The organism is Kitasatospora sp. NPDC004669 (genome assembly GCF_040609455.1).
In the GTDB taxonomy this organism is placed as follows: Bacteria; Actinomycetota; Actinomycetes; order Streptomycetales; family Streptomycetaceae; genus Kitasatospora.
This window is the reverse complement of the sequence record NZ_JBEXKB010000002.1, coordinates 350,823-377,692: the sequence shown is the minus strand read 5'-3', so window position 1 is coordinate 377,692 and position 26,870 is coordinate 350,823. Positions and strand designations below refer to the sequence as shown.

The window sequence follows — 26,870 nt, the reverse complement described above, 5'->3', positions numbered from 1 at the left end:
AGCCGAGCCGGTGCATCAGCCTCGTAGCACCCGAGACGCTGTACGAGACGTGGAACTTGCGCCCGATCAGCGTGGCCACCCGCGCGGCCGTCCATACCTGGTCCTCCACCCAGCCGCGCGCGGCCGGGCCCTGGTCCAGATACGCGGCGAGCTTCTCCGGGCAACGCGGCGACAGCTGGCACCGCGACCCGCCCGGCCCGCGTGACGTCAGCGCCTCGACCCCGCCCCCGCGCCACAACTGGCGCCACTGGTAGGCCGACTTCGAACTCACCCGCAGACGTCGGGCCACTTCCGTCGGCTTGACCTCCTGCTCGAACAGCTCGGCAGCCTGCATCCGCACCGTCTCCCGGCGTAGCCGTCCCGCGGCGGTCAGCCCGCCCCCATTCGCATATCTCACACACCAGTCGGATACAGCCACCACAACGAGCCCGTCAGGCAAACCGGGACAGTTCACCCTGACGAGCCGAAGTCAGTAACGGAATCGCGTTCGGGTGCTCAGCACGCCGCACTTTCGCCGCTCCGCTTCCGCCTGACGCTGCCGCGCGCCTGACCAGCGCAAACACCGATGGCCGACGAGGAGCTCTGCCCTCGTCGGCCATCAGCGTTGGTGGAGGCTAGTAGGTGCCCCACTCCCGGTCGGTGGAGACGATCTCGCGGCCGAGCGGCATCAGCGAGATCGGGATCATCTTGAGGTTCGCCCATCCGAACGGGATCCCGATGATCGACAGGAACAGCGGGATGCTGGTGAGCAGGTGCGCGATGGCCAGCCACCACCCGGCGAACACGAACCAGATGACGTTCCCGATGCAGGACGCGGCCCCGGCGTCCCGGCGCTCGACGGTGGTCCGCCCGAACGGCCACAGTATGAAGCCAGCAATTCGAAACGAGGCAATGCCAAATGGGATGGTAATTACGAGCAGGCAGCAGACAATCCCGGCGAGTACGTAGGCAAGAGCCATCCAAATGCCGCAGAAAACCAACCAGATGACATTGAGGATGAACTTTATTGCGCTCATGCTGGGTACCTTCTCACGGCTGATGGCGTTGCACTACGACCGTGCCATGCCCGCCGGTGAGCGTGTCTACGCCCTTAGGGGGTGTTCCTCAGGGATCGGTCCGGGTTGCAGGCTCAGATAGGGGGTCGTGTCCCGCTTGGTGCCGGGAGCCGATCATTCGGTGGGCGTGTTGGGTAGTGCGGGGGCGCTTTCGGGGAGCTTGGCCGGGTAGAGCTGGTCCATGCTGCCTTTGGGCAGGTAGCGGCGGGGGAAGGCGATCCCTTCGTCGTGGAGCTCGAAGAGCACGGCGGTGACCAGCCGCAGGAGCGCGTCGTCGTTCGGGAAGACCTGGACGACGTCGGTGCGGCGCTTGATCTCGCGGTTGATCCCGGCGAGGCCGCGTTCGCGCAAGGAGCGCACGTCGTTCGGTTGTCAAGGTTTCTGCTGGAGACCGGCCGACCTCCGTCGGGGCGGAGAGCACCCAGGGCCGCGATGTGCTGCGCGGGTATGTCAGAGCCTGATCACTAACCATCCGTATTCGCTGGATCGGGTGATCGTTGGGTGGAGTGAACTTCCGTTCTGCGTGGGAGAGATGTGGTGGTTCGTCTCTTTCGCTGTGGTTGGAGGTTGCTGGTGCCGTCGGTGTTGGGGCTGGTGGAGGAGCGGGAAGCCGGGGCTCGTCGTGAGGTCGAGCGGCTCCGGGGGGAGGCGGCCCGGCTGGCTGCTGCTCTCGGGGAGGCCGAGGCGGAGTTGTCGCGGCTGGTGATCGCCCGGGAGACGCTGCGGGACGTGCTGCGCGCGGAGCCCGGCGATCGGGGCAGTGCGGTGGCGATCGGCCCGGCGGGCGCGGGACTGGAAGGCGGGATCCGGGTGGCCGTGCCGGTCCGGGAACCGGGCATGGGTCTGACCGCACTGCCCGGGATCTACCGACAGTTGGCACAGGCGTTGGAGGCGTCCCCGGAGCCTTTGCAGGCGGGTGAGTTGACCCGGCTGCTCGGGCTGGAGGCGACGGCCTCGGCGGTCGAGGGCGTTCGGGGGAAGGCGAAGCGGCTGGTCGTGCGGGGGTGGGCGGTGCAGGCCGATCGAGGCCGGTTTATGTTGGCGCCCGTGCGGGCTGCGGCGGCTTGACCGACTGGTTCATCCAGTGCGGCCTGCTCGTCGGGTCAGGCGGCGGGTCATGAGGATGGTCATCGACCAGGTGACCATGGCGAGGTGGTGGGCGGGCAGGCGTTCGTAGTCGCGGACGCAGCGTCGGCGCCGGCAGATCCAGGACAGAGTGCGCTCGACGACCCAGCGGCGAGGTAGGACGGTGAAGCCGCTGGTGTCGTCGACGCATTTGACGACGGCGACGGTCAGGGTGAGCGCGGCCAGGGCCCACTCGATCAGGAGGCCGGTGTAGCCGCCGTCGGCCCACACCAGGGTGACGTGTGCGTGCTGGTCGTGCAGGAACTCGAGCAGTGGCTCGGCGGCGTCGCGGTCGGGGACGCTCGCGGGGGTGACCAGGCAGGCCAGCAGCAGGCCGAGGGTGTCGACGGCGATGTGGCGTTTGCGGCCGTCGATGTTCTTCCCCGCGTCGTAACCGCGGTGACCTGCGGAGACGGTCTCGGCTGCGGGTACGGACTGGGAGTCGATGATCGCAGCGGTGGGCTCCGCGGCGCGGCCCTCGCTCTCGCGGACGCGGTCACGGAGCCGCTCGTGGTACTCGGCCAGGGCGCCGTTCTCGGCGGTGCGCTGGAAGTAGGCGTAGACGGCGGAACGGGCGGGAAGTCGACCGGGAGCTGGCGCCACTTGCAGCCGCTGTCATCGACGTAGCGGACCGCGTCGATGAGCTGGCGTTCGCAGTACCGGGCCGGACGGCCGCCACGACCCTCCAGCCACGGCGGCGTGGGCAGCGCAGCGAGGGTGATCTCCCACTCCGCGTCGGACATGTCGCTGGAGCACACCGGCTGCCGGTCGGGCTGCTCGTGCGCGGATCCGTACAGGTGAGCGGCACAACAACACGCCGAGGAAGGGAAGTTGAAGCGACCGCGGGACTCACGGTAGAACTGCGGCACAGGACCTTCTGGTGATCGAGTTGCGTTGACACCTCTCGAGCTACCAGGAGGTCCTCCTTCTATGCATTCGCCCCACGTTGATCACCCGATCCAGCGGTCCGCCGGGTTAGTGATCAGGCACTGAGCCCCGAAGCGGTCGACGGTTGGCTGGAGCGGGCCGCATCGATGCCCACCGCGTTCTACAGGGACGCCAACCCGCGCAACTTCCTCATCACCGATACCGCGGTGGCCGTCATCGACTTCGACTCCCTCACCCTCGCCCCCTTCGGCTACGACCTTGCCAAGCTCATCGTCAGCACTGCCATGACTACCGGTCCGCTACCCGACGACACCATCCGCCGGACCGTGGACGTCTACAACCACCACCCGAGGAACCGCGGCCTGCCCGGATGCTCCCGGCGCGAGCTCGCCGCGTGGTGCGAGTTCCACCACATCCTCACCACGCCCTACCACCGCACCAACGGCTACCGGTTCAGCTGGCACGCCATCCGGCCCGTCTGGATCACCGACAGCCTCCGGCACTTCGACAAGGAGTGGACACCTTGACGAACACCAGCGTGATGAACAGCCGGAACGCGGTCTGCGTGATCGTCCACGACAAGGACACCGACACGATCGCCGCCGTGCACTACGCCGCCCGCAACTGGTCCCCGCAGCCGGCCTGGACCGTAACTGGAGTACGAGCGGGTTCCCGAGAGTACTGAGCGGCGCGTCGTTCCATCTCAGCTGGCTGGAGGCTCATCGGGCCCGCTGAGCGACCATCCCGGATTTTAGGCCGCTCTCCTGAATTTCAGGAGTTGCTGCTGTAATTTCTGGGTCCGTGGCAGATCTCAGGACACGCGTGCTCTCCCTCGTACCACCGCCCAGTGAACCCCCAGAGGCGGAGTTGCTGGGCGGCGAGCCAGGGCTGAGCGATGTGCTGCTGCTGCAGCGCCGTTACGCCGGCGGGGCCGATGAGGAGGACGAGCAGCTGTTCTTCATGGACACGCTGGTCGAGTACCAGTGGGCACGAGATGTGGCGGGCTTGGCGTCCTCGACGTTGGACGGGCTGACGAAGCCGGTGATCGAGGTGTGCGACCACTACGGCGTCGTGCCGTGGCGGCTGACTCCATGTCACGTCGATGCCTACTTCGCCGGAGTCGGCAAGCGCCAGCCACCAACTGTGCGTTCGAAGCTGAACCGGATCGACCACTTCTTCGCGTTCCTGAGGCAACGCTACGCGCACGAGATCTTCCAGCGGTTCGGGGCGGCGGTCGAGTCGCCGATCGATCCGTTCAACCGACATGCACACCGCGGCGACTTCGGCTTGCGGGTGCCGCCTTCGGCGCGTGCGGTCGGCGAGTTCTTCGCCGGCTGGCGGCGGGAGCTGGCGCACGCGCGCAAGGAGGCGGTGGCATGCCGGGACTACGTGATGTCGAAATTGATCTACATATCCGGAGTGAGGGCGTCGGAGCTGTGCCAGATGCGGATGAAGGACCTGCACTGGGAGGCGGGCGACTTCGGGCGGTTCGTCGTCCAGGGCAAGGGCGCCCGAGGCTCGGGGCCGCGGCAGCGCGAGGCGTTCTTGTTCGCCGAGGGCCGTGAGCTGCTGTGGTGGTACGTGGAGGAAGTGCGAGGGCTGTTCTCGGACGACCCCGAGCACCCCGAGTCACCGGTTTGGCCCTCGGAGCGCCTGGCCCGGGATCTCGGCGGCGGGCCGAGTCCGGTGGGCCCCGCGGTGACGACTTCGACGCTGCGGAAGGCGCTGGCGCGGGCCTCGGTGGCTCACCTGTCGGGCCCGGTCGAACGGATCTTTCCGCATCTGCTTCGGCACGCTTGCGCCACGCACCGTAACGAGGCGGGGATGTCGCTGTGGGAGGTACAGAAGTTGCTTGGTCATGACTGGACGACGACCACGGTTCGGTACATTTTGTCTGCTCAGGCCGATCCGGAGATGGCGAGCCGGCGTTCGTCGAACAGGGCAGCACAGCGGTTGCGCGTGGATGCGGGGGGTCTGTCGTGAAGTGGAACCTGCGTTGGGCGGCGGCCAATCGGGGCATCTGGCGACCCAGCGAGCTGATGCCCGTGTTCGAAGAAGTGGGGTTCACCCCGTCGCTGTCGAAGGTCTCGGCCCTCTGGTCGGGCACACCGGTGACGGTGCGACTGGAAGACCTGGACCTGATTTGTGCCGCACTGCAGTGCACGGTCGCGGACCTGCTGGTCGCCGAGCCCGTGGCCAAGGCTCCGGCGGCCCAGGCTGAGGAACTGGCGAAGGCTGCTGGTGAGTTGCCGCGGCCGGTGCCGCGCCGGTCGAGCGGAGCGGGGCGGCCGAGGTCGCTCCCGCCGAACTGAGATGACACCACCGCGCAAGCGACTGCCCTCGCTGGGACAGTGCGCGGGCTGCCTCGGCTGGGGGTTGCGAGTGCAGCCGCCGTTCTGTTCTCCGTGCCACCAGTGGCGTTCCAAGCGACACCGCCCGGCGGCCGAGTGCAGACGCTGCAAGCATCTGTGGCGGGTCAACGACGAAGGCTTCTGCCGGGCATGCGTTGTGGCGATCACTGAGTACGACGCGGCCTGGTACTACGAACCGGCCCAGGCAGCACTGCACCCGGTGTGGACCCAGCTCGCGTTCTGCCTGCCGGCATCCATCCGGCGGCGCGCGAGGCCCACCGGCACCTACCGACTGCACTCCGACGGCCGCTACCAGACGCCTGGCTGGGCACGCGCCCAGCGTCCTGTCTCCGTCGTGGACGACGGGCGGATCTGCCCGCCGGCAGTACCTGGCCAGATGGCCCTGTTTCCCGCGCCCTACCGACTGCTGGAGCGCCACGCCGTCTTGCTCCGAGGACGGCTTCATGACGACCTGGAACGGCTGAAGCCGCTGATCGACGAAGTGCAGGCCGAACACCGCCTGAGCCCCACCTGGCGCATAAGTGCCATGGACGCCTTGACTCTTGCCCTGGCGGCTCGCGACGCCGCAGGCCAGGACCTGATCGACGCCGCCATCCTTGACGCACTGCCCTACAAACGCGCCGGGGTCACCACGGTCCTCGACAAGGCCGGGCTGCTGGCCCCAGGGCTGGATCGCGAGGTGACTGTACTGCCGCATGCCCGGCGGCCCCGATCACAGCCCCAGCCCCGTAGTTGCGCCCACTGCCTCTCGTGGGGTCGAAACCAACTATGCGACGCCTGTGCCTACTGGCGCCGCAAGAACGCTGACCAGCAAGGCCGCTGCGGACGATGTGGCGCCGGTCCGCTTCCCCTGCAGGACGGTCGATGCCGCGACTGCACGAGCCACCGCCTCCGGCTGGGATCCGACGCCGAGGCCGGCACCTGGCGACAGCTTCGGTTCACCGGGCCGTCCCCCGCGCCGGGCGGCAGTACGCTACGAAGCCTCCCACACAGATCGACCGGCACTCAGCCCACCCGGCATACAGCATGCAGGCCAGCTGACGATCTTCGACTCAGAGCGAGACTGGCGCCCGCTGGTCGGCACCCTACTGCCACCCCCGCCGCCTCAGGTAAAGGCCCTGCTGGCAGACTTCGCCCGCTACACCGCCGAGCACCGCTGGAGCCAGCACTCCCGCGAGTCCATGACGCGGATTCTGCGGACCGCCGCCACCTGGCTGGGCGCCGACGCCACCTTCCGCGAGGACGATCTGCGGGCGCTGAACCGCTCGCTCCGCAGCAGCGGTCGCATCGGAGGGCTGATCGCCTTCCTCGATCAACGCGAACAGCTCCTGCCCTCGCCTCCACGCCGCAACCGCAACGAGGCCTTCGTCCAACGCACCATCGCCACCTTCCCGCCCCGCATAAGCGACGAACTCGACACCTGGGTAAGGGTCTTGCGCGGACTCACCCGCTCCCACCACCGCGCAACCGACTACGGCGCCATACGCCGCTACCTCCTCTACCTGGCCGCCCCACTCGCCGAATGGACCACCCGATACACCACCTTGCGTCAAGTGACCACCACCGATGTCACCGACGCTGTCACCGCGGTCAAAGGACCACGTGCCCACGAGCGCGCAGTGGCCCTCCGGTCGCTCTTCCGCGCTCTGAAACACGCCAAGCTCGTCTTCGCCGACCCCACCCGCGGCCTGCACGTCACCCACCGTGAACTGCTGCCCGCCACTCTGGCCCCCGACCGGCTCGCCGGGCTCCTGGAGAGCAGCACTCGCCCCGCCGACCGCCTGGTCCTGTCCCTGGCCGCCCTCCACGCGACCAACGGCACCGACCTGCGCAACCTCACCCTCTCCGACGTTCTGCTCACCCGCCGACAGCTTCTGATCCGCCGCGCGCACGGCCGCCACATCGTCCACCTCGATGACACCACGACCACACTGCTGCACGCCTGGCTGCGCTACCGGCACCGACGGTGGCCACGCACCGCCAACCCCCACCTGCTCATCACCCAGCAGACCGCCAGCACCATCAACCCAGTCAGCGGTGACTACAACTACCGGCGCTTCGACCCTGCCGGTGTGACTCTGCGTGCTGTTCGCGTCGACCGAATCCTGGACGAGGCCCGCGAGACCGAAGACCCCGTCCACCTCGTCCGCGTATTCGGAATCTCCGTCACCTCGGCCATGAAGTACATCCACACGGCTCACCCTCACCGTGGCGGCCCCATCCCCCGATGACGGAAAAACATCGCCGCCGGCCGACGCCGGGCCGAACAGAGCTAGGAGCCCCGGGCCAGCTGGGTCACTGAAGGGCACCTGGCCGAACTCCGAGGCCGCCTTGCCCGGAGCCGGGAGAACTGACACCTGATCGACTGGGACCGTCGATGCCCTCGGCGGCATACTGGCGGGATGAGCTTCGGGGTGGGGTCCGGCGAGAGTAACTGGGGCGGCGGGGTGCTCCAGGAGACGCTGGGGCGTGTGGCGGAGGGCCTCGGGGTCGTCTTGCCTGAGCCGGACGGGCAGTGGAGCGGCATAGCGGTGTACGTCGACGCGGGGCTCGGCCGGCGGGTGTCGGTGCGTCCGGCCGACGAGCAGCGGCGTGCCTTCTGGGTGTATCTCCAGAGCAACGGCCGGCGCCTGGCCTGCGGGTGGACCGCCGATCCGGCCGAGGTGGTCAGGGCCACGGTGGCCTGGACCGGCGGAGCGGGGCTCGAGGAGACCAAGGAGCAGGCTCCGTGCATCGAGTTCCGCCCTTGGGCCCTCGCGCACGAGCGGGAGCCGCTCGGTGTTGTCGAGTTGGCGTGGTGCCTCAAGCTCGACGGCATCCACATGCCGCCGATGAACCGGTTCCCGCGCGTGCATGCGCTGTTGGCGGCCGCGTACACCCAGCCGGCGCTCCGCCAACTGATGCCGGTGACCAGCCACTTCAACCTCTGGTTCTCCACCAGTACCACGGCGCGATGGAATACGACACGGGTCGGGTACATGATCTGGCCGCACGATGAGGGGTTCTACGGGGTACGGAACCGGAGCGAGTTGCTCGCGCGCTTCGAGACGCCGGAGGAGGCCGTCGCCTTCGTGGTCGCCGTCCTGCCGGAGGGGATCGGGCCGGCGCGTTAGAGCGTTGTTCGAGCGGTAGCGGCAGCGATCGTGTTCATGCCAGCTCCAGGTGACTCCTCTTGTACCCGTCGCCTCCAGTCCCGGTCGACCGCGAACCCGGCATACGTCGGGTCGGACCGGCCGGAAGGACCGGTGATACGGCACCGGTGCGTACGGCCTCCGCCGGTCCGGCGGGCCGGAGATCAGGCGAGGCGGCCGCCGCCGTCGACGTGCAGCACGCCCGGGCGGCGGTCCGCGCCGAACAGACCTCGGCCGCACCGCTGCTCGCCGTGGCCGGGCTCGGCCCTGGTGCCCGCCGACATCATCCCGCCCCGCTTCGATGGCGCCCTGCTCCGCCCCGACCCCCTCACTGTGGCCTTCGCCGACCTCCTCGCCCAACAGGCCCACGTCAACCCGGCCGGGGGAGACCCCACGTCCGGCCCTCGCAGGTCGGGTATATGCCCTGGGGGCCGTTGAACGAGAAGTCGCTCGGCGGCAGGCCGACCGGGCCTTTGGCTCCGGCCAGGTGGGGTCGCACTGGGCGACGTAGCTGATCCGGCGGCGGACGCCCTCGGGGTCGGTCAGCAGGTCGCAGCCGCCGATGGTGGCGCTGCCCCCGGTGGGGCGCAGCAGGGTGGTGAGCATGCGCAGGGTGGTGGTCTTGCCGGCCCCGTTGGGGCCCGGGAAACCGACCGGTTCCCCGGCGGCCACGTCGAAGTCGATGCCTCGCACCGCATCGACGGTCTGCTTGCGGACGGGGGCGGGCGGCAGGCCGCGCCGCGATCTCAGGAGGCGGCGGCCACCGCGGTCCGCTCCCGCCCGGGAGCTCGAACCGGGACGTCAAACCGTTTGCAAGGATCCGCCAAGAGTGCTGGGAAAGGCTGCGTCGTGTTCCGCGCGGCCGCCCGGACGCGGCCCGCGAACCGGGCCGGTCGAACGGCCGTGGCGGGCGCCCGGTCGCCGGGCACCCCCACGTCTACCACTCTCGTACGGAGATCCCTATGCGGCAGCGCCCGAAACTCGTCCTGGTCGGTCAGTTCTCCGCTCTGCCCTGGGTGTTCGAGGCCGCGGAGCGCGCCGGTGCCGACCTGATCCTGGTGCCCCGGGGGGACGACGACGTCGAGCGGGCCCGTAAGGCCGCCGGGGTGGTCGAACTCCTGCCGCTGGACGTCGACGGGGACCCCGACGCGGCGCTGGCCGCGCTGGTGGAGCGGTTCGGCCGCGAGCCGTTCGACGGGATCATGGCGGGCAACGAGAAGGCCGTCCCCTTTGTCGCCCGGGCCGCGCGGGTGCTCGGGCTCACCGGACTGACCGAGGAGGCGGCGGAGGTGGTCAGGGACAAGCGCAGCATGCGCCGGCTGCTGCGCGCCGCCGGCCTGGCCGTCCCGGGGTTCGTCGCCGTCGGCCACCCGGACGACTGGGCGGACGCGGCGGGCCTGCGCTTCCCGGTCGTGGTCAAGCCGGCCAACGGCTACTCGAGCCTCGGCGTGATCCGGGTCGACTCCGGCCAGGAGCTGGAGCGGGCGGTGCGCACCACCTGGGCGCTGTGCAACGCCCACCTCGGGTACGACGGCGCGGCGGCCGAGGGCTGCGGGGTGCTGGTCGAGGAGTACCTGGACGGCCCCGAGATCTCCGCCGAGTCGCTGGTGCACCGCGGCCGGGTCCGGGTCTGCGCCATCAGCTACAAGGGGGAGTTGAGCGGACCGTACTTCGAGGAGACCACGGTGCGGGCCCCCGCCCAGCTCCCGGCCGACGTGCTGGCGGCCGTCGAGCGCGAGGTGGTCGGCGCGCACCACGCCTTCGGCATCACCGAGGGCACCACCCACACCGAACTGCGCCTGGTCTCGGGCACCCGGCCGGTCCTGCTGGAGATGGGGGCGCGGATCGGCGGCGGCGGGTTCATGCACCACTTGGTGCACGTCAGCAGCGGGATCGACCTCGCGGCGGAGGCGATCCGCATCCACCTCGGCCGGGAACCCGAGTGCTGGACCGGCGAGCCGGTGGGCACCGGTCACGCGGCGGCCTACCTGGTGCCGGTGGGCAGCGGCGGCCGGATCGCCCGGGTGCACGGCCTGGACGAGGTGCGCGAAGAGCCCTGCGTGGACCACGTGGCGCAGACCGTCGGCCCCGGCGCGCTGCTGCGGCCGTACCCGGACTGGTCGGGGTACCCGGCGATCGTGCTGTCGCAGCACCCCTCGGACGCTGCGGCGGTGGAGTTCCGTGACCGTCTCTCACGGACCCTCAGGGTCGAGTACGAAGGGCAGAACTGACGTGCCGACCCGGACGGCCAGGGCACCGTGGGGGCTTCCGGGCCCGTTCTGGTGGCTCTGGGGCGGGACGCTGGTCACCTCCGCGGGCGGCTTCGTGGTGCCGTTCATGGCGATCTACCTCACCACAGTGCGCGGCTACTCGGTCTTCTTCACCGGCCTGACCCTGACCACGTTCGGGGTGGGCAGCGGGATCGCCTCGCTGTTCGGCGGCATCCTGGCGGACCGGGTCGGGCGGCGGACGGTGCTGCTGGCGAGTGAAGTCCTCACCGTCACCGGCATGCTGGGGCTCGGCCTGGCCCACGGCCGGGCGCCGGTCCTGCTGTTCACCCTCACGGTGGGGGTGGGCCTGAACGCCACCCGCCCGGCGCGGGCGGCGGCCGTCGCGGACCTGGTGGCACCCGAGGACCTGCCGCGGGCGTACGCGCTGATCTACTGGGCGACCAACCTGGGTTTCTCGGCGGCCGCCGTCACGGCGGGTCTCGCGGCGTCCCACGGCTTCCTGCTGCTGTTCCTGGTCAACGCGCTGGCCAATCTGCTCGCCGGTGTCATGGTCTACCTGCGGGTGCCGGAGACCCGGCCGCCGCCGGGCACCGGCCGGGCGGCGGGCGCGGCCGGGGCGGCGGGGGCGGTGCACCGGGCGCCGGCGTTCCTGGTCCTGCTGGGCTCGGTGCTGCTGCTCGGGCTGATCTTCCAACAGCCGCTGGTGGCGCTGCCGCTGGCGATGACGGCGGACGGGCTGTCCGCCGCCGACTACGGCGCGGCGATGATGATGAACGGCCTGGTCATCGCGGTGCTCCAGCTCCCGCTGACGAAGTTGGCGGGGCGGCTGCGGCCGGAGTATGCGCTGGCCGCGGCGACCTTGGTGACCGGCCTAGGCATGGGGCTGACCGCCGCCGTGCACGGCACCGCCGGGTATGGGGCGAGTGTCGTGCTGTGGAGCCTCGGCGAGATCGTGGTCTGGCCGACCTGCATGGCGCTGGTGGCCGCGCTGTCGCCACCCGGCCGGCAGGGCGGCTACCAGGGCTGGTTCCTGTCGACCTGGAGCGTGTCGGTGGCGCTGGCGCCGGTGCTCAGCGGCCGGGTGATCGAGGCCTCCGGCACCGCGATGGTGTGGGGTGCCTGCCTGTGCCTGGCCGTGGTCTGCGTCGGCGGCCACCTGCTGCTGGCCCGGCTGCGCGGGGAGCCCCGGGCCGAGGCCGTGCCCGGCAGCAAGGAGACCGCCACGTCCCCCTGATCCGGCCTCGGCTCCAGCCCGACCCGCTCGCCAAGCCGCTCTTGTGACGGCGTGGCGACTCCCCCCGTACCCGCGTGCGGTGCTCCGGCGTGGACCCGTTCCTGTCACCTTCCGTAGCCGTCAAGATGGACACGCATCCCTGTCCGATGATGGGTTTTATGACCGTCTCATCCGGGGTAGCCTGGCAGCGTTCATGATTCACATGACAGTGACATGGCTAAGCCCGTGCTGCTCCGCCACGCGTACGCATACGGATCACGGCTGGTCGCGCCAAGGGAGGCACCACCATTTCCGCCCCACGCCGTCCTCGTCGCACCCCACCCAGACGCCTGGCCTGAGAGCGCCCGGCACCACACCCGTCGACGGCTCCCGCGCCCTCCCCAGCCCCCCCAGCGCCGCCGGATCAGCAACCGTCGGTGACGGCAGGGAGAGGTCACCACACGGGACCGGCGACTCCCCGAGGCCCCCGCCGTCCGTACTTCCGTACGGCTGGCCGCCGCGACATCCCCGGCCATGTTCGGACATTACCTGAATCACGCCGTGACGCGGGCTCACCCCTGCGGCCATCGCGGATGCACCAGCTGTCTTGCTTGACGGGATGTGATGAGATGAGCCAAGTTGACCACGCAGCTGCCGATCTCGTGTTACGGACCCCTGCGCCACCGATCCGGGTGCTGGGACAGATGTCGGTGCAGGCCGGCCGGCGGGAGCTGGACCTGGGCCCACCGCGACAACGGGCCTTGCTGGCACTGCTGCTGATCAACGCGGGCCGGGTGGTGTCGGTCTCCGGGATCATCAACGCCATCTGGGGCTCCTCGCCGCCGCAGGCGGTGGTCGGCACCCTCCAGTCGTACGTCTCGCGGCTGCGCAAGGCGATCGACAGCCACACCCCCGGGCCGCCCAGGGACCGCCTGCTGGCCCTGCGCTACCAGGCCCCCGGCTACGTCCTGGAGGTCGATCGGGACTGCATCGACGCCAGCCGGTTCCAGGCCGCGGTCGAGAGCGGGCGCGAGCAGTTCGCCCGCGGAGACCTGGCCGCGGCCCGCGGCACCATCGACGACGCGCTCGGTCTGTGGCACGGCACCCCGTACGGGGAGCTGGCCGCCTACGACTTCGCCCAGCTGGAGTCCGCCCGGCTCGAACAGCTGCGCCTGACGGGCCTGCAGGTCTGGGCCGACGCCTGCCTGGGCCTCGCCCGCTACGACGAGGTGGTGCGCGAACTCGACGACGAGGTCCGGCGCAACCCGATGCTGGAACGCCTCGGCTGCCAGCTCATGCTGGCGCAGTACCACTGCGGCCAGCCCGCCGAGGCGCTGCTGACCTTCGAACGGATCCGCGCCCACCTCGCCGAGGAGCTGGGCGCCGACACCAGCAAGGAACTCCAGGAGCTGCACGGGGCGATCCTGCGTCAGGACCTCGTGTACCTGGGCCGGCCGGCCGCCTCCCCGGCCGCCCCCCGCCCCCGCCTCACCGTGGTCACCGACGTCGACGCCCTGCGGCCGTCCGACCCGACCCCCGCCCCCGCGTCCGAACCGCCGCGCCCCGCGCCGGCCCCTGTGCCGGTCCCCGCACCGGCCGGGCAACTGGTCGGCCGGACCCGGGAGTTGGACACCCTGCGGGCGCTGACCGGGCCGGGCCGCCGCGGCCGTACCGTCCTGGTGATCGGTGAACAGGGCGTCGGCAAGACCCGGCTGCTCCAGGAACTGGAGAGCGGACTGCCGGCCGCCGACATGGACGCCCTCTGGGCGCACTGCGCCGCCGGACCCGAACTCCCGGACTACTGGCTGTGGACCCGGGTCGTCCGCAAGCTGCGCCGCGCCAGGGCCCACGAGCTGGCCTCGCTGCCCGAGCCGGTCCTGGACGCCCTCGGCATGCTGCGCCCGGACCGGACACCGGGCCTCACGGGCGCCGAGGCGACGCTCTCTCCCGCCCAGCACCTGGTCTTCCAGGACGCCGTCTGCCAGGCCCTGCTGACGGCCGCCCGCCGCCCGCTGGTGCTCTTCCTGGAGGACCTGCACCTCGCCGACAGCCGCACCCTGGCCCTGCTCCAGTTGCTCACCAAGGAGATCCGCGACACCGACCTGCTGGTCGTCGCGACCGTCCGGGAGCACCGGCTCGCCCTGCGCCCCGAACTCGGGCGCGCGGTGGCCGACCTGCTCCAGGAGGTCGCCGCCGAGTACATGCACCTCAACGTGCTCTCGCTCGCCGAGACCAGGACCCTGATCGACCGCACCGACGGCGAGCCGCTCACCTGGGACCTGGTGTCGGCCGCGCACCGCGCCACCGGCGGCAATCCGTACCTGCTCACCAAGCTGCGGCCGTCGGCCGGCGCCGTCGCCGACCCCGCCGAACCGACCGCCGCGGTCTCCTTCGACCTGCGGCTGGTGCTGCGTGCGCGCCTCGCGGAGTGCCCGGAGGGCGTCACCCGGGTGCTGCAGACCTGTGCGGTGATCGGCCCGACCGTGGACCGCCGGCTGCTCACCGGCGTGCTGGCCGGGCTGGGCGAAGCGCCGGGCCTGATCAACGAGGCCCTGCACAGCGGGCTGCTGAGTCCTGACCCGGTCGACCCGCACGGCTTCCGGTTCGCCCAGGGCCTGGTGCGGGACATGCTGCTCGCCGACCTCGACCCGGTCCACCGTGCCCGGCTGCACCACCGGGTGGCGGGTGCGCTGGCCGACGGCGCGCTCGGCACGGCCCGCACTGACTGCGCCGAGACCATCGGCTACCACTGCGGCCGGGCGGCGCAGGAACTCGACCTGCGCGAGGCGGTGCAGCCCCTGGTTGGCCTGGCCGACCTCGCCGAGCGCCGGCTGCTGCACTCCGAGGCCCACGCCTGGCTGTCGCATGCCATCGACGTGCTGCGCGGGCAGCCCCGGGACCGATCCGTCGCGGCCGAACTGGAGCTGCAGAAGCGGGTCGTCTGGCTGCTGTCCATGACCCGCGGGTACGGGTCGCCGGCGGTCACGGACGCCTGTACCCGGGTGGAGGTGCTGCAAAGGACCCTCGACAACACCCGGCCGACCGCGCTGCTGGCCTCCCGGGTCATCATGCACCTGGCCGGCGGCGACCACCCCCGGGTGTCCGGACTGGTCGCGCTGCTGGAGGAGTTGGCCGAGCACGGCGGCGGGACCGAGGCCCGGACGGCCGCCTGCTACGGCAAGGGCGTGCTGCGGTACACGGCCGGCCGACTGGAGGAGGCCGTCGCCGAACTGGAGTGCGGGCTCCCGCTGGTCGACGCGCAGGGCGGGAAGGAACAGCCGGACCGGTTCATGGGCCTGTCCCGCAGCGACCCCAGGATCAACTACCGGGCCCACCTGGCCGTCAGCCACGTCCTGCTCGGCGACCCCGCGGCCGCCGAACGCTACCGCGAGGAACTGCTGCAGTTCTCCGAGTCGGACAGCTGCGACCGGCCGTGGGACCGCGCCTTCGCGCTGTATGTCGACGCGCTGCTGGCCGTGCTCGACGGGGACGTGGAACGGGCCTGGCAGGCCAGCACCGCCGGGGTCGACCTGACCGTGCGCTGCCAGCTGAGCCACTGGCAGTACATGCTGGCCGTCCTGCTCGGCTGGGCCGAGGTGCGCCGCGGCCGGCCCGGCATCGGCCTGCGGCGGATGCGCTGGGCCCTGGACGCGGCGTCCCGGTCCGGCACGGTGTTCCGGCGGGCCCTGCACCTGGGGCTGCTCGCCGAGGCGGAGCACCACGCCGGGCTGCCGGACCTGGCCCGTGCGACGGTACGGACCATGGCCGACGAGATCGAGCTGCGGGGCGAGTACGTGCTGCGGCGGCCGCAGTGGCCGTTCGCCGCGCTGCTCGCCGGGGCGGGATAGCCCGCGGCGGCAGCGCGGCCGGTCCGCCGCGCTGCCGCCGCGGACCGGGTCCGTCGACCGGTCAGCGCACGTGTCCGTCGGGGTCCACCCGGGAGAGCACCGACCGCAGGCCGTCGACGAGTTGGTCCGCGTCCTGCCGGGTGAACACCAGCGGCGGGTTGATCACCAGCGCGTACGGGTTGGTCCGCAGGATGATGCCGGCCTGCTCGCGCAGCGCGTCCGCCACCTCGGTGGTGCCGTGCGGAAGCGGGCGCCGGCCCGCCCGGTCCGAGGTCAGCTCGACGGCCAGCATCAGCCCGACCCCGCGGATCTCCCCGACCACCGGCAGGTCCAGCAACTGCGCCAGCCGGCCTCGCAGATGACCGCCGACGGCGGTGGCGTTGGCCAGCAGCCCCTCGCGTTCGATGATGTCCAGGTTGGCCAGCGCGACGGCGCACGCGGTCGGGTGCCCGGTGTAGGTGTAGCCCACCGGGAAGCCCTGCTCGGCGGTGATGGCGTCGGCGACCGCGTCGGTGACCAGCACGGCGCCGTGCGGGATGTACCCCGAGGTGAGGCCCTTGGCGGTGACCAGGATGTCGGGCACCACCCCGAAGTGCTCGCTCGCGAACCAGTGCCCGGTGCGGCCGTACCCGGTGATCACCTCGTCCAGGATCAGCAGGATGCCGTAGGAGCGCAGCAGTTCGGCGACGCGCGGCCAGTAGTCGGCCGGCGGGACGACCGCGCCGATGCCGCCCATCACCGGTTCGCCGATCATCGCGGCGATCCGCTCCGGTCCGATCCGCTCGATCGACTCCCGCAGTTCGGCCAGGCAGAACTCGGTGACGTCCGTGCCGGAGAACAGCTCCTCGCGGTAGGGGTGCGGCGGTGTCAGGAAGTGCACGTTCGGCATGCTGGGGCCGAACCCGTTGTGGTAGACCGGGAATCCGGACACGCCGCCGCTGCCGTAGCCGATGCCGTGGTAGCCCATCGTGCGCGCCAGGATCCAGGTGCGCTGCGGCTCGCCGCGCCGGTGGTGGTACAGCCGCGCCATCCGCAGCGCGATCTCGTTGCCCTCCGCGCCCCCGCTGGTGAAGTACGTCCGGCGCAGCGGATCCGGGGCCAACTCGGCGAGCCGGGAGGCGAGTTCCACCGCACGGTCGTTGGTCACGGTGCCCCAGGTGTGGAAGTACTCCAGCCGGGTCATCTGGTCGGCGGCGGCCCGGGCGAGCTCCGCGCGGCCGTGGCCCACCTGGGTCACGCCGAGGACGGCGGAGGCGTCCAGGTACTCGCGGCCGGCCGCGTCGGTGACCCGGCAGCCCGCGCCGGAGACCAGGACGGTGCGGTCCGTCCGGTGGGCCGGCAGCGTGGGGTGGATGAGCGTCGCGCGGTCCGCGGCCGCGAGCCCGGTGCCGGTCGCACCGGGGGCGGTGGCAGTTGCTGGGTTCAAAGCGAGCTCCTTCGGATCGGATGAGGCCCGCCACCAGGCTGTCAGCGACGCCTTGGCGCCCGTTGGACGTCCCGCTCCGTGCCGCCACCCGCCCGGCCGCGCCGGCCGCCGCCGGGGCCGGTCGGCCGACAGGCGGCGCGTCAAACGATTCGCAAGAACCCGGTGCCACCGTCGACCCCACCCTCCTCCGTATTCAGCCGCGGCGTCGCGGCGCGGCGCGAAAGGACCACCAGTGAAGTCCATCCTCTTCTACCTGCCGACCGTCGGCAGCCATGACCAGGTGCTCAAGGGCATGTCCGGGGTGAACCGGCAGAACTACCAGAACATGCTCTGGCAGCTCACCCAGCAGGCCAAGGCGGCCGACGAACTCGGCTACTGGGGACTGTCGTTCACCGAGCACCACTTCCACGTCGAGGGCTTCGAGGTCTCCAACAACCCGATCATGCTGGGCCTGTACCTGGCCATGCAGACCAAGCACATCAGGGTCGGCCAGATGGCCAACGTGCTGCCGTTCCACAACCCGCTGCGGCTGGCCGAGGACCTGGCGATGCTCGACCACATGACCCGGGGCCGGACCTTCGTCGGGATCGCGCGCGGCTTCCAGAAGCGGTGGGCCGAGATCATGGGCCAGCCGTTCGGGGTCGGCGGGACGCTGTCCGACGCCGGCGCCAACGACGTGCGCAACCGGGCGCTGTTCGAGGAGCACTGGGAGATCCTCAAGAAGGCGTGGACCACCGAGACCTTCTCGCACACCGGCGCCCAGTGGACGATCCCGCCCAAGGACCTGGAGTTTCCCTACGACGCGGTCCGCAGCTTCGGCCGTGGCCTCGACGAGAACGGCGTGGTGCAGGAGGTCGGCATCGCCCCGAAGCCGTACCAGCACCCGCACCCGCCGGTGTTCCAGCCGTTCAGCTTCAGCGAGGACACCTTCCGGTTCTGTGCCCGCGAGGGTGTGGTGCCGATCCTGATGAACACCGACGACCAGATCGTCCGCCGCCTTATGGACCTCTACCAGGAGGAGGCCGAGGCCGCCGGGCACGGCCGGCTGCGGCGCGGCGAGCGGGTCGGGGTGATGAAGGACGTGCTGGTGGCCAGGGACGCCGACGAGGCCCACCACTGGGCGGCCCGCGGCGGCGGCTTCATCTTCGAGAACTGGTTCGGCCCGATGGGGTTCACCGAGAGCCTGCGCCACGTCGGTGAGACCGGCCCGATCGGCGCGGACTACCGGACCCTGGTCGAGCGGGGCCTCGAATGGGTCGGCACCCCCGACGACATCAACCGCAAGATCGAGAAGCTGGTGACCCGGCACGACCCCGAGTACCTGCTGCAGTGCCAGTACTCCGGCCTGATCCCGCACGACGTGCAGATGCGCAGCCTGGAGCTCTGGGCGACCGAGATCGCGCCCAACTGGCTGTGAACCCGGCGGCAGTGGGACACCGCCCGCCACGACACCGACCGACCGTCCGGCCCCCGCGGGGCCGCTCATCACAGAGGAGAAGCCGGTGGACCACCGCGTCTTCGAACTGGACAGCCTCCCGCTGGCCGACGGGGGGACCCTGCCGTCGGCCAGGATCGCCTACGCGGTCCACGGGACGCTCGACGCCGAGGGCCGCAACGCCGTGCTGTGCCCGTCCTACTTCGGCGGCGACCACACCGCGTACGACTGGCTGATCGGGGACGGCAGACCGCTGGACACCAGCCGGTACTGCGTCATCACCGTCGGCCTGTTCGGCAACGGCGTGTCCAGCTCGCCGAGCAACCACCCGCTGGGGGCGGCTTTCCCCCGGATCACCCCGCAGGACAACGTCAGCGCCCAGTACCAGCTGCTCACCGAGGAGCTGGGGGTCAACGAACTGGCGCTGGTGACCGGCTGGTCGATGGGCGCGGCACACGCCTACCAGTGGGCGGTGTCGTACCCGCAGATGGTCCGCCGGATCGCGCCGGTCTGCGGGTCGGCGGTGACCAGCGAGCACAACCAGGTGTTCCTGGCGGCGCTGGCCGCCGCGCTGCGCGCCGACGGGGGCGCCGAACGGGGCCGGCGGGCCGCGGGCCGGGTCTTCGCCGGGTGGGCGGCCTCGCACCCGTTCTGGGCCGAGGGCGGGTACCGGGAGCTGGGCTTCGACTCCCGGGAGGCGTACCTCACCGGCTTCTGGGAGGAGTTCTTCGTCGCCGGGCCGTCCACCGAGGACCTGCTGGCCATGGTCGGGACCTGGGCCCGTGCCGACGTGGGGGCGACGCCCGGTTTCGGCGGCAGGGCGGAGGCCGCGCTGGGCTCGGTCACGGCCGAGGCCGTGCTGCTGCCCGGCGCCCGTGACCTGTGCTTCGCGGTGGAGGACGAGGCGAGGGCGGCCACCCTGATGCCGCGCGCCGCCCTGCGGGTGATCCCGGGCGTGTGGGGCCACCTGGCCGGTGCGGGGGCGACCGCCGCCGACCGGGAGTTCATCGGCGACGCGGTCTCCGCCCTGCTGGCCGGGCGGCCGGCGCCGGCGGCCGCCTGACGGCCGGCCCCGTACGCGGCTGCGCCCCCGGGAGGTCCGCCTCCCGGGGGCGCGAGCCGTACGGCCGCCGTTCGGCGGCCGGCGCGGTCAGGTCGAGTAGTCGGCGTTGAGCCGCACGTACCCCTCGGTCAGGTCGAGTAGTCGGCGTTGAGCCGCACGTACCCCTCGGTCAGGTCGCAGCCGTAGACGGTGAAGGCACCGGCGGCGATGCCGAGGTCGATGCCGATGACCACCTCGCTGCCCTGCATCTGCTTGGCGACGGCGGCCCGCAGCTCGCCCTCGCCCTCGGCGCCGCGGCCGCTCGGCGGGTAGACCTCGACGTCGCCGAAGCGGATGGCGACCTTCTCCTGGTCGATGTCGGTGTCGTCGGCGCACTTGCCGATCGCCATCGCGACCCGGCCCCAGTTCGGGTCGCCGCCGTGCACGGCGGTCTTCACCAGCGGGGAGTTGACCACGGACTTGCCGATCCGCTTGGCCTGGGCGGTGTCCCGCGCGCCCGAGACCTGGACCTCGATGAGCTTGCCGGCGCCCTCCCCGTCGCTCGCGATGTCCTTGACCAGGGCGAGCGCCACCTCGTACAGCGCCTGCTCGAAGGCGGCCGGGTCGACGGCGCCGGCCAGGCCGTTGGCGAACAGCGCGGCGGTGTCGCTGGTGGAGGTGTCGGTGTCGATGCTGACCGCGTTGAAGGTCCGATCCATCACCCGGCGGAAGATCCGGTCCTGCTCCTCGGGGTCCAGCAGCGCGTCGGTGGCGAAGAAGGTCAGCAGGGTGGCCATGTCGGGCTCGATCATCCCGACGCCCTTGGCGATGCCGATCACCACGGCGTCGCCGACCCGGGCGCGAGCGGTCTTGGGCCGGGTGTCGGTGGTCATGATGGCCCGCGCGGCCCGGTCGAAGCCGCCCTCGGGCAGCGGGCCGGCCAGCGTCCCGATGTGGTCCAGGATCCCGGCCATCGGGTACTGACGGCCGATCACCCCGGTGGAGGCGATCAGCAACTCGTCCTCGGCGAGGCCGAGCGCCCGCGCGGTGGCGGTCCGGACCTCGCGGGCGTTCGCCTCGCCCTGGGCTCCGGTGGCGACGTTCGCGTTTCGGGCCAGCACGACGACGCCCCGGGCGCTGCGGTCCGCGGCGGCGGCCCGGCTCAGGGTCACGCTGGGGCCGGCGAACCGGGAGCGGGTGAAGACCGCGCTCACCACCGCCGGTCGGGTGGAGAGCAGGACGGTGAAGTCGTCCCGCCCGTCGTCGCCCAGTCCGACCGGCGCGGTGTGCACCGCGAACCCCCGTGGCTCATCAGCTGCGATTTCGGTCATGGTCCATCGTCTCCCGAGAGGCCGAGTGCACCGGCGTGCCGACACGCCGGTGCGGTGTCCGGTCGATCCCATCATGTGCCGCCTGGCGGGTCGAGTCGGCCCGGTGCCGGCTTCCGACGCTCTGCCAACTTGCCTGTTTTGAAGGGAAGTACGGCGGAAGGGCCCGCAGGCGGCCGGCGGCCGTTCACTCCTGCGGGCCCTTCGGGTGCGCGGCGGGTCAGGGGCGCGGGGTGAAGGCGACCACGTCGCCGGCCCGCTCGCCGCCCGACAGCTGGCCGCCGCGGTCGGTGCGGATGTAGACCCGGTGCAGCCACCGGTCCTTGCCGTCCCAGCGCGGGGTGAACGGCGTACGGGCGTGGGTGGTGCGGAAGTTGTCGATGATCAGGACGTCCCCGGGGACCAGGTGCACCGCCTCCGTGACCTCGTCCAGCGCTTTGGAGAGCGCGGCGACGGCCTCGACGTCCCGCGGGTCCTCGGGCGCGAGCAGTTCGCGGTCGTAGCCGAGGTACGGGTCGGCCGGGTCGCCGTAGAGCGGCCGGACGTTGGCGATCGCCCCGGGGTCCTCCTCGCCGCCGCGGAAGGCCACGTCCACGCAGCAGGGCACCGGCCGGTCGTACAGGTGGGCGCGCACCTCGGCGGGCACCAGCGGCAGGGCCTTGCGGACCGAGCCGACCAGGGTGGCGGCCTTGCGTTCGTGGTCGGCCCGGGAGCAGGCGAGCATCACGTAGTTGGGCTGCAGCACGTGGTACGCCATCTCCGTGTGGAACTCCAGCAGCGTCTCGGAGGTCTCGGAGGACAGGTGGTGGGCGCCCGGCGAGGGGTACACGTCGTGGTAGACGGTGGCGGAGCGCAGCTCCCGGTAGCCGGTGTGCAGGCCGAGCCGGCGGCCGACGATGCCGAGCATGGCCTCCATGACCAGCAGGGGGCGGTCCACCGGCGCCGGGGTACTGGTCGGGGTGGACGGCAGGGCGTCGTCCTCCTCCACCGGCAGGCCGCGCAGCAGCAGGTAGCCGTCGGTGCTGCCGCGGGTGTTGAAGTCGTCCAGCGCCGCGGCCGGTTCGGCGGGCAGGTCGCCGGCCGCCGCGTGCGCGGCGTCGAGGAAGGCGGGCAGGTCCGCGCGTGGGACCCGCGGCAGCCGGGCGGCGAGCGCGCGCAGGTCGGCCGCGTGCTCGGAGCAGTCCAGGACGGTCACGAGGTGGTCCTTTCTCGGGCGTGGGCGCGGGCGTACTGGTACAGGAGCTCCGCGCCGATTTCGGTGGCCAGGACGGAGGTGATGCCGCCGTGGTCGTAGAGCGGGGAGACCTCCATGACGTCGAAGCCGACGGGCGACAGGTCTCCGATGCCGCGCAGCAGCGCCAGCACCTCGCGGGAGCTGGGCCCGCCGGGGGCCGGTGTGCCGGTGCCGGGGGCGAAGGCCGGGTCGACCACGTCGACGTCGACCGAGACGTACAGGGGTGCGTCGCCGACGAGTTCGCGCACCAGGCGCGCGGTCGCGGCGGGCCCGCGGTCGCAGAAGTCGTCGGAGGTGACGATCCGGACGCCGTGGCCGCGGGCGTAGTCCAGCGAGTCGGGCTGCGGGTTGTGCCCCCTGATCCCGATCTGGACCATGCGCCGCGGGTCGACGAGCTTCTCCTCGATGGCGTGCCGGAACGGCGTGCCGTGGTGGAACTCGCCGCCGTAGAACGCCGGGTTGGTGTCCGAGTGCGCGTCCAGGTGCAGCACCGCGACCGGCCCGTGCTTGGCGGCGACGGCGCGCAGGGCGGCGAGGGTCAGCGAGTGGTCGCCGCCGAGCATCAGGAAGGCGCCGTTGTCGTCCAGCAGTTCGGTCAGCCGCTGCTGGGCGGTCTCCATCGCGATGTGCATGTTGAACGGGGTGAGGTCGATGTCCCCCGCGTCCACGCAGCTGATCAGGTCGAAGGTGCCGGGCCCGCGGTCGATGCCGACGCCGTGGATGAGCCCGGACTCGTTGCGGATCGCGCGGGGCCCGAAGCGGGCGCCGGGGCGGTAGCTGGTGCCGCCGTCGTACGGTGCGCCGATGACCACGACGTCCCGGCCGTGCGGTTCGGGGTCGTGCGGCAGGCGCATGAACGTGGGGATCTGCGCGTAGCGGGGTGAGACCTTGATGTCGATGCGTTCCACGCGTTCATCGCTCCTTTCGGTTCGGGTGCTGCGGTCGCTGCCACCGGTCGTCGGGCGTCACCGGTGGACCAGCGTCGCGTCGTGCTCCAGGGCGTCGGCGACCAGCTGCACCGCCTCGGCGGCCGCCACCTCGTCCGGGTGCCGGCCGTCGACCACGACCTGGTCGAACAGGTGCTGGACAACGAGCTCCTTGGCCCTGTGCACGCGGCCCGCGGGCACCCCGGCGTCCGTCAGCAGTCGGCTGAACGAGCTGGTGGTGCCCGACCCCTCGTGCACGCCGAGCTTGGGACGGGTGACGGTCTCGTGCGGGAGCAGGTCCGCCATGGCCGCGCGCAGCACCCACTTGTCCCGGCCGTGGCGCCGCTTGAGCCCGGACTCCAGGGACACCAGCAGGTCGAGCACCTCGCGGTCCCAGAACGGGTGGGTCGACCAGTGGCCGGCGATCCCGGACAGCACCGGCGTCATCTCGTTCAGGCCGTCGAAGGTGGCCATGTCGTGGGCGAGGGCGGTGTCCAGGGCCGGGAGCCGGTTCTCCCGGTGCATACCGCCAAGGGGGATGTCGGCCCCGTAGCCGGTGAGGATGCGCCGGCCGGGGCCCTCCAGGGCCAGGTACAGGGCGGTCAGCGGCAGCAGGTACTCGATGATGTCCGGGTCCAGCGACTCGGCGGCCCAGACCGCGTGCGGGAGCCGGCGCAGTAGGTCGTCCGTGTGGACGGTGACCTCCCGGTGGGTGGAGCCGAGGTGCTCGGCCACCACCCTGGCCTGCTGGAACTCGTCGGCCAGGTCGGTGCCCATCGACACGGTGTCGACCGGCCCGGCCCGGTGGCCGCTGGCCAGCGCGGCGATGCTGGAGGAGTCGATGCCGCCGGAGAGCACCACCAGCGGGGTGTCCGGCCCGGTACGGGCGCGGACGGCCCGGTCCAGGGCGTGCCGGACGGCCTCGGCCGCGTCCTGCTCGGCCATGACCCGGCGGGCCGGCGAGGGCGCCCAGGTGCGGTGGTCGGTGCAGTCAGCGGTGGCCACCTCGATCTCCAGGACGGTACCGGCCGGCACCTGGTGGGTGCCGGGCAGCCGGCGGACCCGGCGGGCGGCCGTGATCCGCCGGCCGACCGGTGCGGTCCGCAGCGCCTTGGCCTCGGTCGCCGCGAGGACGCCGCCGGGCACGGCGCTCACGTACAGGGGGACGGAGCCGGCGTGGTCGGTGGCGAGGACCGCCCGGCCCTCCCCGGCGACCAGTGCGGCGAAGCGCCCGTTGAGCAGCCGGAACGCGTGTACGTCGTAGGTGTCGAAGAGGGCGAGCAGCAGGTCCGCGTCGGTGACCGGCCGGGAGCGCCCCGGGAGCAGGGTGAGCAGCTCGTCCTGGTTGTAGAGCTCCCCGGTGAGCACCACCGTGCGGCCCCGCCCGTGGGCGTGGGCGGCGTCGGGCGCGCCGGAGTGCAGCAGGACGGCGTCCAGGGTCAGGCCGCCGGGCCGCGCCCGCAGGGCGGCGCGGGACCCGGCGGAGGCGAGGACCGCCTCGGGGGCCTGGCCGCCGCCGTGGTGGACGGCGGCCAGGAAGCCGGTGGCGGCGGGCAGTGTCCGGGCCATCGTCAGATGCTCAGCGCGCCGAAGCCGCCGGCCTGGAAGTCGTAGTTCACCGGCACCTCGATCAGGAACGGTCGGCCGAGGGCGGCGCCCTTGCGCAGCGCGGCGAGCAGCTCCTCCCGGGTGGCCGCCTTGACGGCCTCCACGCCGTTGGCGCGGGCGAGTTCGGTGAAGTCGACGCCGGTGAACTTGACCGCCGGGTCGTGCGAGCGGTGGTGGCCGAGGTTCTGGTACAGCTCGATCAGGCCGTTGGTGTCGTTGTTGACGACGACGGTGACGATCGGCAGGTTGAGCCGGGCGATGGTCTCCAGGTCGGCGCTGTTGGAGTGGAAGCCGCCGTCGCCGGCGATCAGGAAGGTCGGCTGTCCCGGGCGGGCGAGCTGGGCGCCCATCGCCGCCGGGATGCCGTAGCCGAAGCTGGAGCAGCCGGCGGAGGTGAGGAAGCCGAACGGCTGGTCCGCGCGGGCGAACAGCACACCGTAGTGCCGGAAGAAGCCGATGTCGGAGACGATGGTGCCCTCGCCCGGCTCGGCGGTCTCCGCCATCACGGTGTTCATCGAGTCGATCACCTGGTGGACGCGCATGCCGTCCTGGTAGTGCTCGGTGTCGGCGAGGAACTCCGCGATCCGCTCGCGCAGCGGCGCGATGTCGTGCGGGGTCTTCACCGGGACCTCGGCCGTCTGCTCGTCGAGGTACTCCACGAAGGCGAGCACGTCGGTGACGACGTCGACGTCCGGCCGGTAGACCCGCGGGATCGGGTTGACGGTGGGCGACACCCGGACGGTGGTCTTGGTCCCGCCGCGCTGCCACATCGACGGGCGCAGGTCCTCCGCGTAGTCGTAGCCGAGGGTGAGGATGACGTCGGCCGGGCCGAACAGCGTCTCCAGGGCCGGGAACGACAGAATGCCGTCCATGTAGCCGGTGACGGCGCCGTAGTTGAGGTCGTGGCCGTGCGGCAGCACGCCCTTGGCGATGTACGTGGTGATGACCGGGATGTTCAGCCGCTCGGCGAGCGCGCGGACGGCCGGGACGGCGCCGGAGCGGATCGCGGCGGCGCCGACCACCAGCACCGGGTGCTGCGCCGACGCGACCAGCTCCGCGGCCTGCCGCGCGGCGGCCTGCCAGCCGTCCTGCACCGCGCCGACCGGCTTGGCGGGGGTCCGGGCGGCGGGGTGGACCAGCGCGGTGTCGATGTCGCTGCCGAGCAGGTCGACGGGCAGCGAGATGAAGCTCGGGCCGACCGGTTCGGTCATCGCGGCGGCGACCGCGGAGTCCACCAGGTCGGTGATGTCGTCGGGGCGCTGGAGCTCCACCGCGTACTTGGTCATCGGGCGCATCACCGCGACCGAGTCCAGGCACTGGTGGGTGTCGTTGGGGAAGATGTCGTGCGACTCGGACTGGGCGGCCAGCGCGATCACGGGGGAGCGGTCGAGGATCGAGGTGGCCACCCCGGTCGACAGGTTGGTCATACCGGGCCCCAGGGTGGCCCAGCAGGCCTGCGGCCGGCCGGAGATCCGGGCCAGTACGTCGGCCGCCACCCCGGCGGTGAACTCGTGCCGGGTCAGCACGAAGTCGACGCCGTCGACCTCGTCGAAGAGGATCGAGGCGGCCTCCCGGCCGACCACGCCGAAGACCGTCTGCACCCCGTGGTCGCGCAGCCGCTGCAGCAGCGCGTGGGCGGTCGTCGGGTTGGTGCTCGGGCTGGTGGACACACGGGACATGGCAGCTCCTCGGCAAGGGGGATCTCGGTGCGGCGCCGAAGTCCCGGCGCCGGAAGGACCGCGTGCCGCCGGGACTCGGCCGGCCGGCACGCTGCGTCTCGACTCTGTGGCCGGGGCCTTGCAGGTACATGGACGATCTCCTTGAAGCTCCGGTGCGCGGAGTCGGCCGGGGCGGTCACCGGGTGGTCAGCGAATCGTCAAACGCCGAGCTGAGCACCCGTTGTGACGCTCCGGCGCCGGCGCTACGGTGCTGGGGTCGGGTTCGTCGAGCGCGCCCCGGCCGCGAACGCCTCTGGGGGCGTCGGGCCGTTGCGGCCGCGCTCACCCAC

At 71.8% G+C, this 26,870-nt stretch carries 22 protein-coding genes and 3 pseudogenes; 12 read left to right on the top strand and 13 right to left on the bottom strand.

What is annotated here, in order from left to right; genetic code table 11:
* The 3 genes and pseudogenes from ABZW30_RS03565 to ABZW30_RS03555 form a co-directional block, all read right to left on the bottom strand.
* The coding region (locus tag ABZW30_RS03565) for a winged helix-turn-helix domain-containing protein (RefSeq protein WP_355669369.1) at nt 1–334 on the bottom strand (334 nt) is incomplete at its 3' end.
* 280 nt (nt 335–614) lie between these two features.
* Nucleotides 615–1,016, bottom strand: a complete 402-nt coding sequence (locus tag ABZW30_RS03560) for a YccF domain-containing protein (protein WP_355669368.1) — start codon at nt 1,014–1,016, stop codon at nt 615–617.
* Nucleotides 1,017–1,169: 153 nt separating this feature from the next.
* A pseudogene (locus tag ABZW30_RS03555) lies at nt 1,170–1,382 on the bottom strand (transposase); the annotation flags it as partial.
* A gap of 246 nt (nt 1,383–1,628) precedes the next feature.
* On the opposite strand from ABZW30_RS03555, the gene ABZW30_RS03550 reads away from it, so the two are divergent.
* Nucleotides 1,629–2,123, top strand: a complete 495-nt coding sequence (locus ABZW30_RS03550; protein ID WP_355669367.1) for a hypothetical protein — start codon at nt 1,629–1,631, stop codon at nt 2,121–2,123.
* 9 nt (nt 2,124–2,132) lie between these two features.
* Here the strand turns inward: ABZW30_RS03550 and ABZW30_RS03545 are convergent, their stop codons facing one another.
* Nucleotides 2,133–2,783, bottom strand: a complete 651-nt coding sequence (locus tag ABZW30_RS03545) for an IS5 family transposase (RefSeq protein WP_355669366.1) — start codon at nt 2,781–2,783, stop codon at nt 2,133–2,135.
* A 26-nt stretch (nt 2,784–2,809) separates the two neighbouring features.
* Nucleotides 2,810–2,923: pseudogene (locus tag ABZW30_RS03540) on the bottom strand (IS5/IS1182 family transposase); the annotation flags it as partial.
* A gap of 246 nt (nt 2,924–3,169) precedes the next feature.
* Here ABZW30_RS03540 and ABZW30_RS03535 point away from each other — a divergent pair.
* The 6 genes from ABZW30_RS03535 (at nt 3,170) to ABZW30_RS03510 (ending at nt 8,553) form a co-directional block, all read left to right on the top strand.
* On the top strand, nt 3,170–3,595 hold the full coding sequence (locus ABZW30_RS03535) for a phosphotransferase (protein WP_355669380.1): 426 nt from the start codon (nt 3,170–3,172) through the stop codon (nt 3,593–3,595).
* Nucleotides 3,592–3,753, top strand: a complete 162-nt coding sequence (locus ABZW30_RS03530; protein ID WP_355669365.1) for a hypothetical protein — start codon at nt 3,592–3,594, stop codon at nt 3,751–3,753. Before ABZW30_RS03535 ends, ABZW30_RS03530 begins: the two co-directional genes overlap by 4 nt.
* Nucleotides 3,754–3,890: 137 nt before the next feature.
* The gene (locus ABZW30_RS03525) at nt 3,891–5,051 is read left to right on the top strand and encodes a site-specific integrase (protein WP_355669364.1); all 1,161 of its coding nucleotides are present in this window, start codon (nt 3,891–3,893) and stop codon (nt 5,049–5,051) included.
* Nucleotides 5,048–5,380 (top strand): helix-turn-helix transcriptional regulator, encoded by a 333-nt coding sequence (locus ABZW30_RS03520; RefSeq protein WP_355669363.1) that lies wholly within the window; start codon nt 5,048–5,050, stop codon nt 5,378–5,380. Before ABZW30_RS03525 ends, ABZW30_RS03520 begins: the two co-directional genes overlap by 4 nt.
* Before the next feature lie 1,241 nt (nt 5,381–6,621).
* Nucleotides 6,622–7,671, top strand: a complete 1,050-nt coding sequence (locus tag ABZW30_RS03515) for a hypothetical protein (protein WP_355669362.1) — start codon at nt 6,622–6,624, stop codon at nt 7,669–7,671.
* Nucleotides 7,672–7,842: 171 nt separating this feature from the next.
* Nucleotides 7,843–8,553 carry a DUF6193 family natural product biosynthesis protein gene (locus tag ABZW30_RS03510; RefSeq protein WP_355669361.1) on the top strand — a complete coding sequence of 237 codons (711 nt, stop codon included), beginning with the start codon at nt 7,843–7,845 and terminating at the stop codon, nt 8,551–8,553.
* A gap of 182 nt (nt 8,554–8,735) precedes the next feature.
* Here ABZW30_RS03510 and ABZW30_RS03505 read toward each other — a convergent pair whose 3' ends face one another.
* On the bottom strand, nt 8,736–8,858 hold the full coding sequence (locus ABZW30_RS03505) for a hypothetical protein (protein ID WP_355669360.1): 123 nt from the start codon (nt 8,856–8,858) through the stop codon (nt 8,736–8,738).
* Between the two features lie 85 nt (nt 8,859–8,943).
* A pseudogene (locus ABZW30_RS03500) lies at nt 8,944–9,321 on the bottom strand (ATP-binding cassette domain-containing protein); the annotation flags it as partial.
* Nucleotides 9,322–9,533: 212 nt separating this feature from the next.
* Between ABZW30_RS03500 and ABZW30_RS03495 the strand changes: the two are divergent.
* The 3 genes from ABZW30_RS03495 to ABZW30_RS03485 all read left to right on the top strand — a co-directional run bounded on the left by ABZW30_RS03495 (nt 9,534) and on the right by ABZW30_RS03485 (nt 15,863).
* Complete coding sequence (locus tag ABZW30_RS03495) at nt 9,534–10,802, top strand: ATP-grasp domain-containing protein (protein WP_355669359.1); 1,269 nt, start codon at nt 9,534–9,536, stop codon at nt 10,800–10,802.
* A 1-nt stretch (nt 10,803) separates the two neighbouring features.
* Nucleotides 10,804–12,036, top strand: a complete 1,233-nt coding sequence (locus ABZW30_RS03490) for an MFS transporter (protein ID WP_355669358.1) — start codon at nt 10,804–10,806, stop codon at nt 12,034–12,036.
* A 683-nt stretch (nt 12,037–12,719) separates the two neighbouring features.
* On the top strand, nt 12,720–15,863 hold the full coding sequence (locus ABZW30_RS03485) for a BTAD domain-containing putative transcriptional regulator (RefSeq protein ID WP_355669357.1): 3,144 nt from the start codon (nt 12,720–12,722) through the stop codon (nt 15,861–15,863).
* Between the two features lie 61 nt (nt 15,864–15,924).
* Here the strand turns inward: ABZW30_RS03485 and ABZW30_RS03480 are convergent, their stop codons facing one another.
* The gene (locus ABZW30_RS03480) at nt 15,925–17,289 is read right to left on the bottom strand and encodes an aspartate aminotransferase family protein (RefSeq protein ID WP_355669356.1); all 1,365 of its coding nucleotides are present in this window, start codon (nt 17,287–17,289) and stop codon (nt 15,925–15,927) included.
* A 232-nt stretch (nt 17,290–17,521) separates the two neighbouring features.
* Between ABZW30_RS03480 and ABZW30_RS03475 the strand changes: the two genes are divergently transcribed.
* The gene (locus ABZW30_RS03475; RefSeq protein WP_355669355.1) at nt 17,522–18,706 is read left to right on the top strand and encodes an LLM class flavin-dependent oxidoreductase; all 1,185 of its coding nucleotides are present in this window, start codon (nt 17,522–17,524) and stop codon (nt 18,704–18,706) included.
* A gap of 85 nt (nt 18,707–18,791) precedes the next feature.
* Nucleotides 18,792–19,787, top strand: a complete 996-nt coding sequence (locus ABZW30_RS03470) for an alpha/beta fold hydrolase (RefSeq protein WP_355669354.1) — start codon at nt 18,792–18,794, stop codon at nt 19,785–19,787.
* A gap of 128 nt (nt 19,788–19,915) precedes the next feature.
* Here the strand turns inward: ABZW30_RS03470 and argJ are convergent, their stop codons facing one another.
* The 5 genes from argJ to ABZW30_RS03445 all read right to left on the bottom strand — a co-directional run bounded on the left by argJ (nt 19,916) and on the right by ABZW30_RS03445 (nt 26,541).
* The gene (gene argJ, locus ABZW30_RS03465; RefSeq protein ID WP_355669353.1) at nt 19,916–21,097 is read right to left on the bottom strand and encodes a bifunctional glutamate N-acetyltransferase/amino-acid acetyltransferase ArgJ; all 1,182 of its coding nucleotides are present in this window, start codon (nt 21,095–21,097) and stop codon (nt 19,916–19,918) included.
* A 217-nt stretch (nt 21,098–21,314) separates the two neighbouring features.
* Nucleotides 21,315–22,289 carry a clavaminate synthase Cs1 gene (cs1, locus tag ABZW30_RS03460; RefSeq protein WP_355669352.1) on the bottom strand — a complete coding sequence of 325 codons (975 nt, stop codon included), beginning with the start codon at nt 22,287–22,289 and terminating at the stop codon, nt 21,315–21,317.
* On the bottom strand, nt 22,286–23,236 hold the full coding sequence (gene speB / locus ABZW30_RS03455) for an agmatinase (protein WP_355669351.1): 951 nt from the start codon (nt 23,234–23,236) through the stop codon (nt 22,286–22,288). The genes cs1 and speB overlap by 4 nt, the downstream gene beginning before the upstream one ends.
* A 57-nt stretch (nt 23,237–23,293) precedes the next feature.
* Complete coding sequence (locus ABZW30_RS03450) at nt 23,294–24,823, bottom strand: asparagine synthase-related protein (protein ID WP_355669350.1); 1,530 nt, start codon at nt 24,821–24,823, stop codon at nt 23,294–23,296.
* A 2-nt stretch (nt 24,824–24,825) separates the two neighbouring features.
* Nucleotides 24,826–26,541 carry a thiamine pyrophosphate-binding protein gene (locus tag ABZW30_RS03445; RefSeq protein WP_355669349.1) on the bottom strand — a complete coding sequence of 572 codons (1,716 nt, stop codon included), beginning with the start codon at nt 26,539–26,541 and terminating at the stop codon, nt 24,826–24,828.
* Nucleotides 26,542–26,870: the final 329 nt, after the last annotated feature.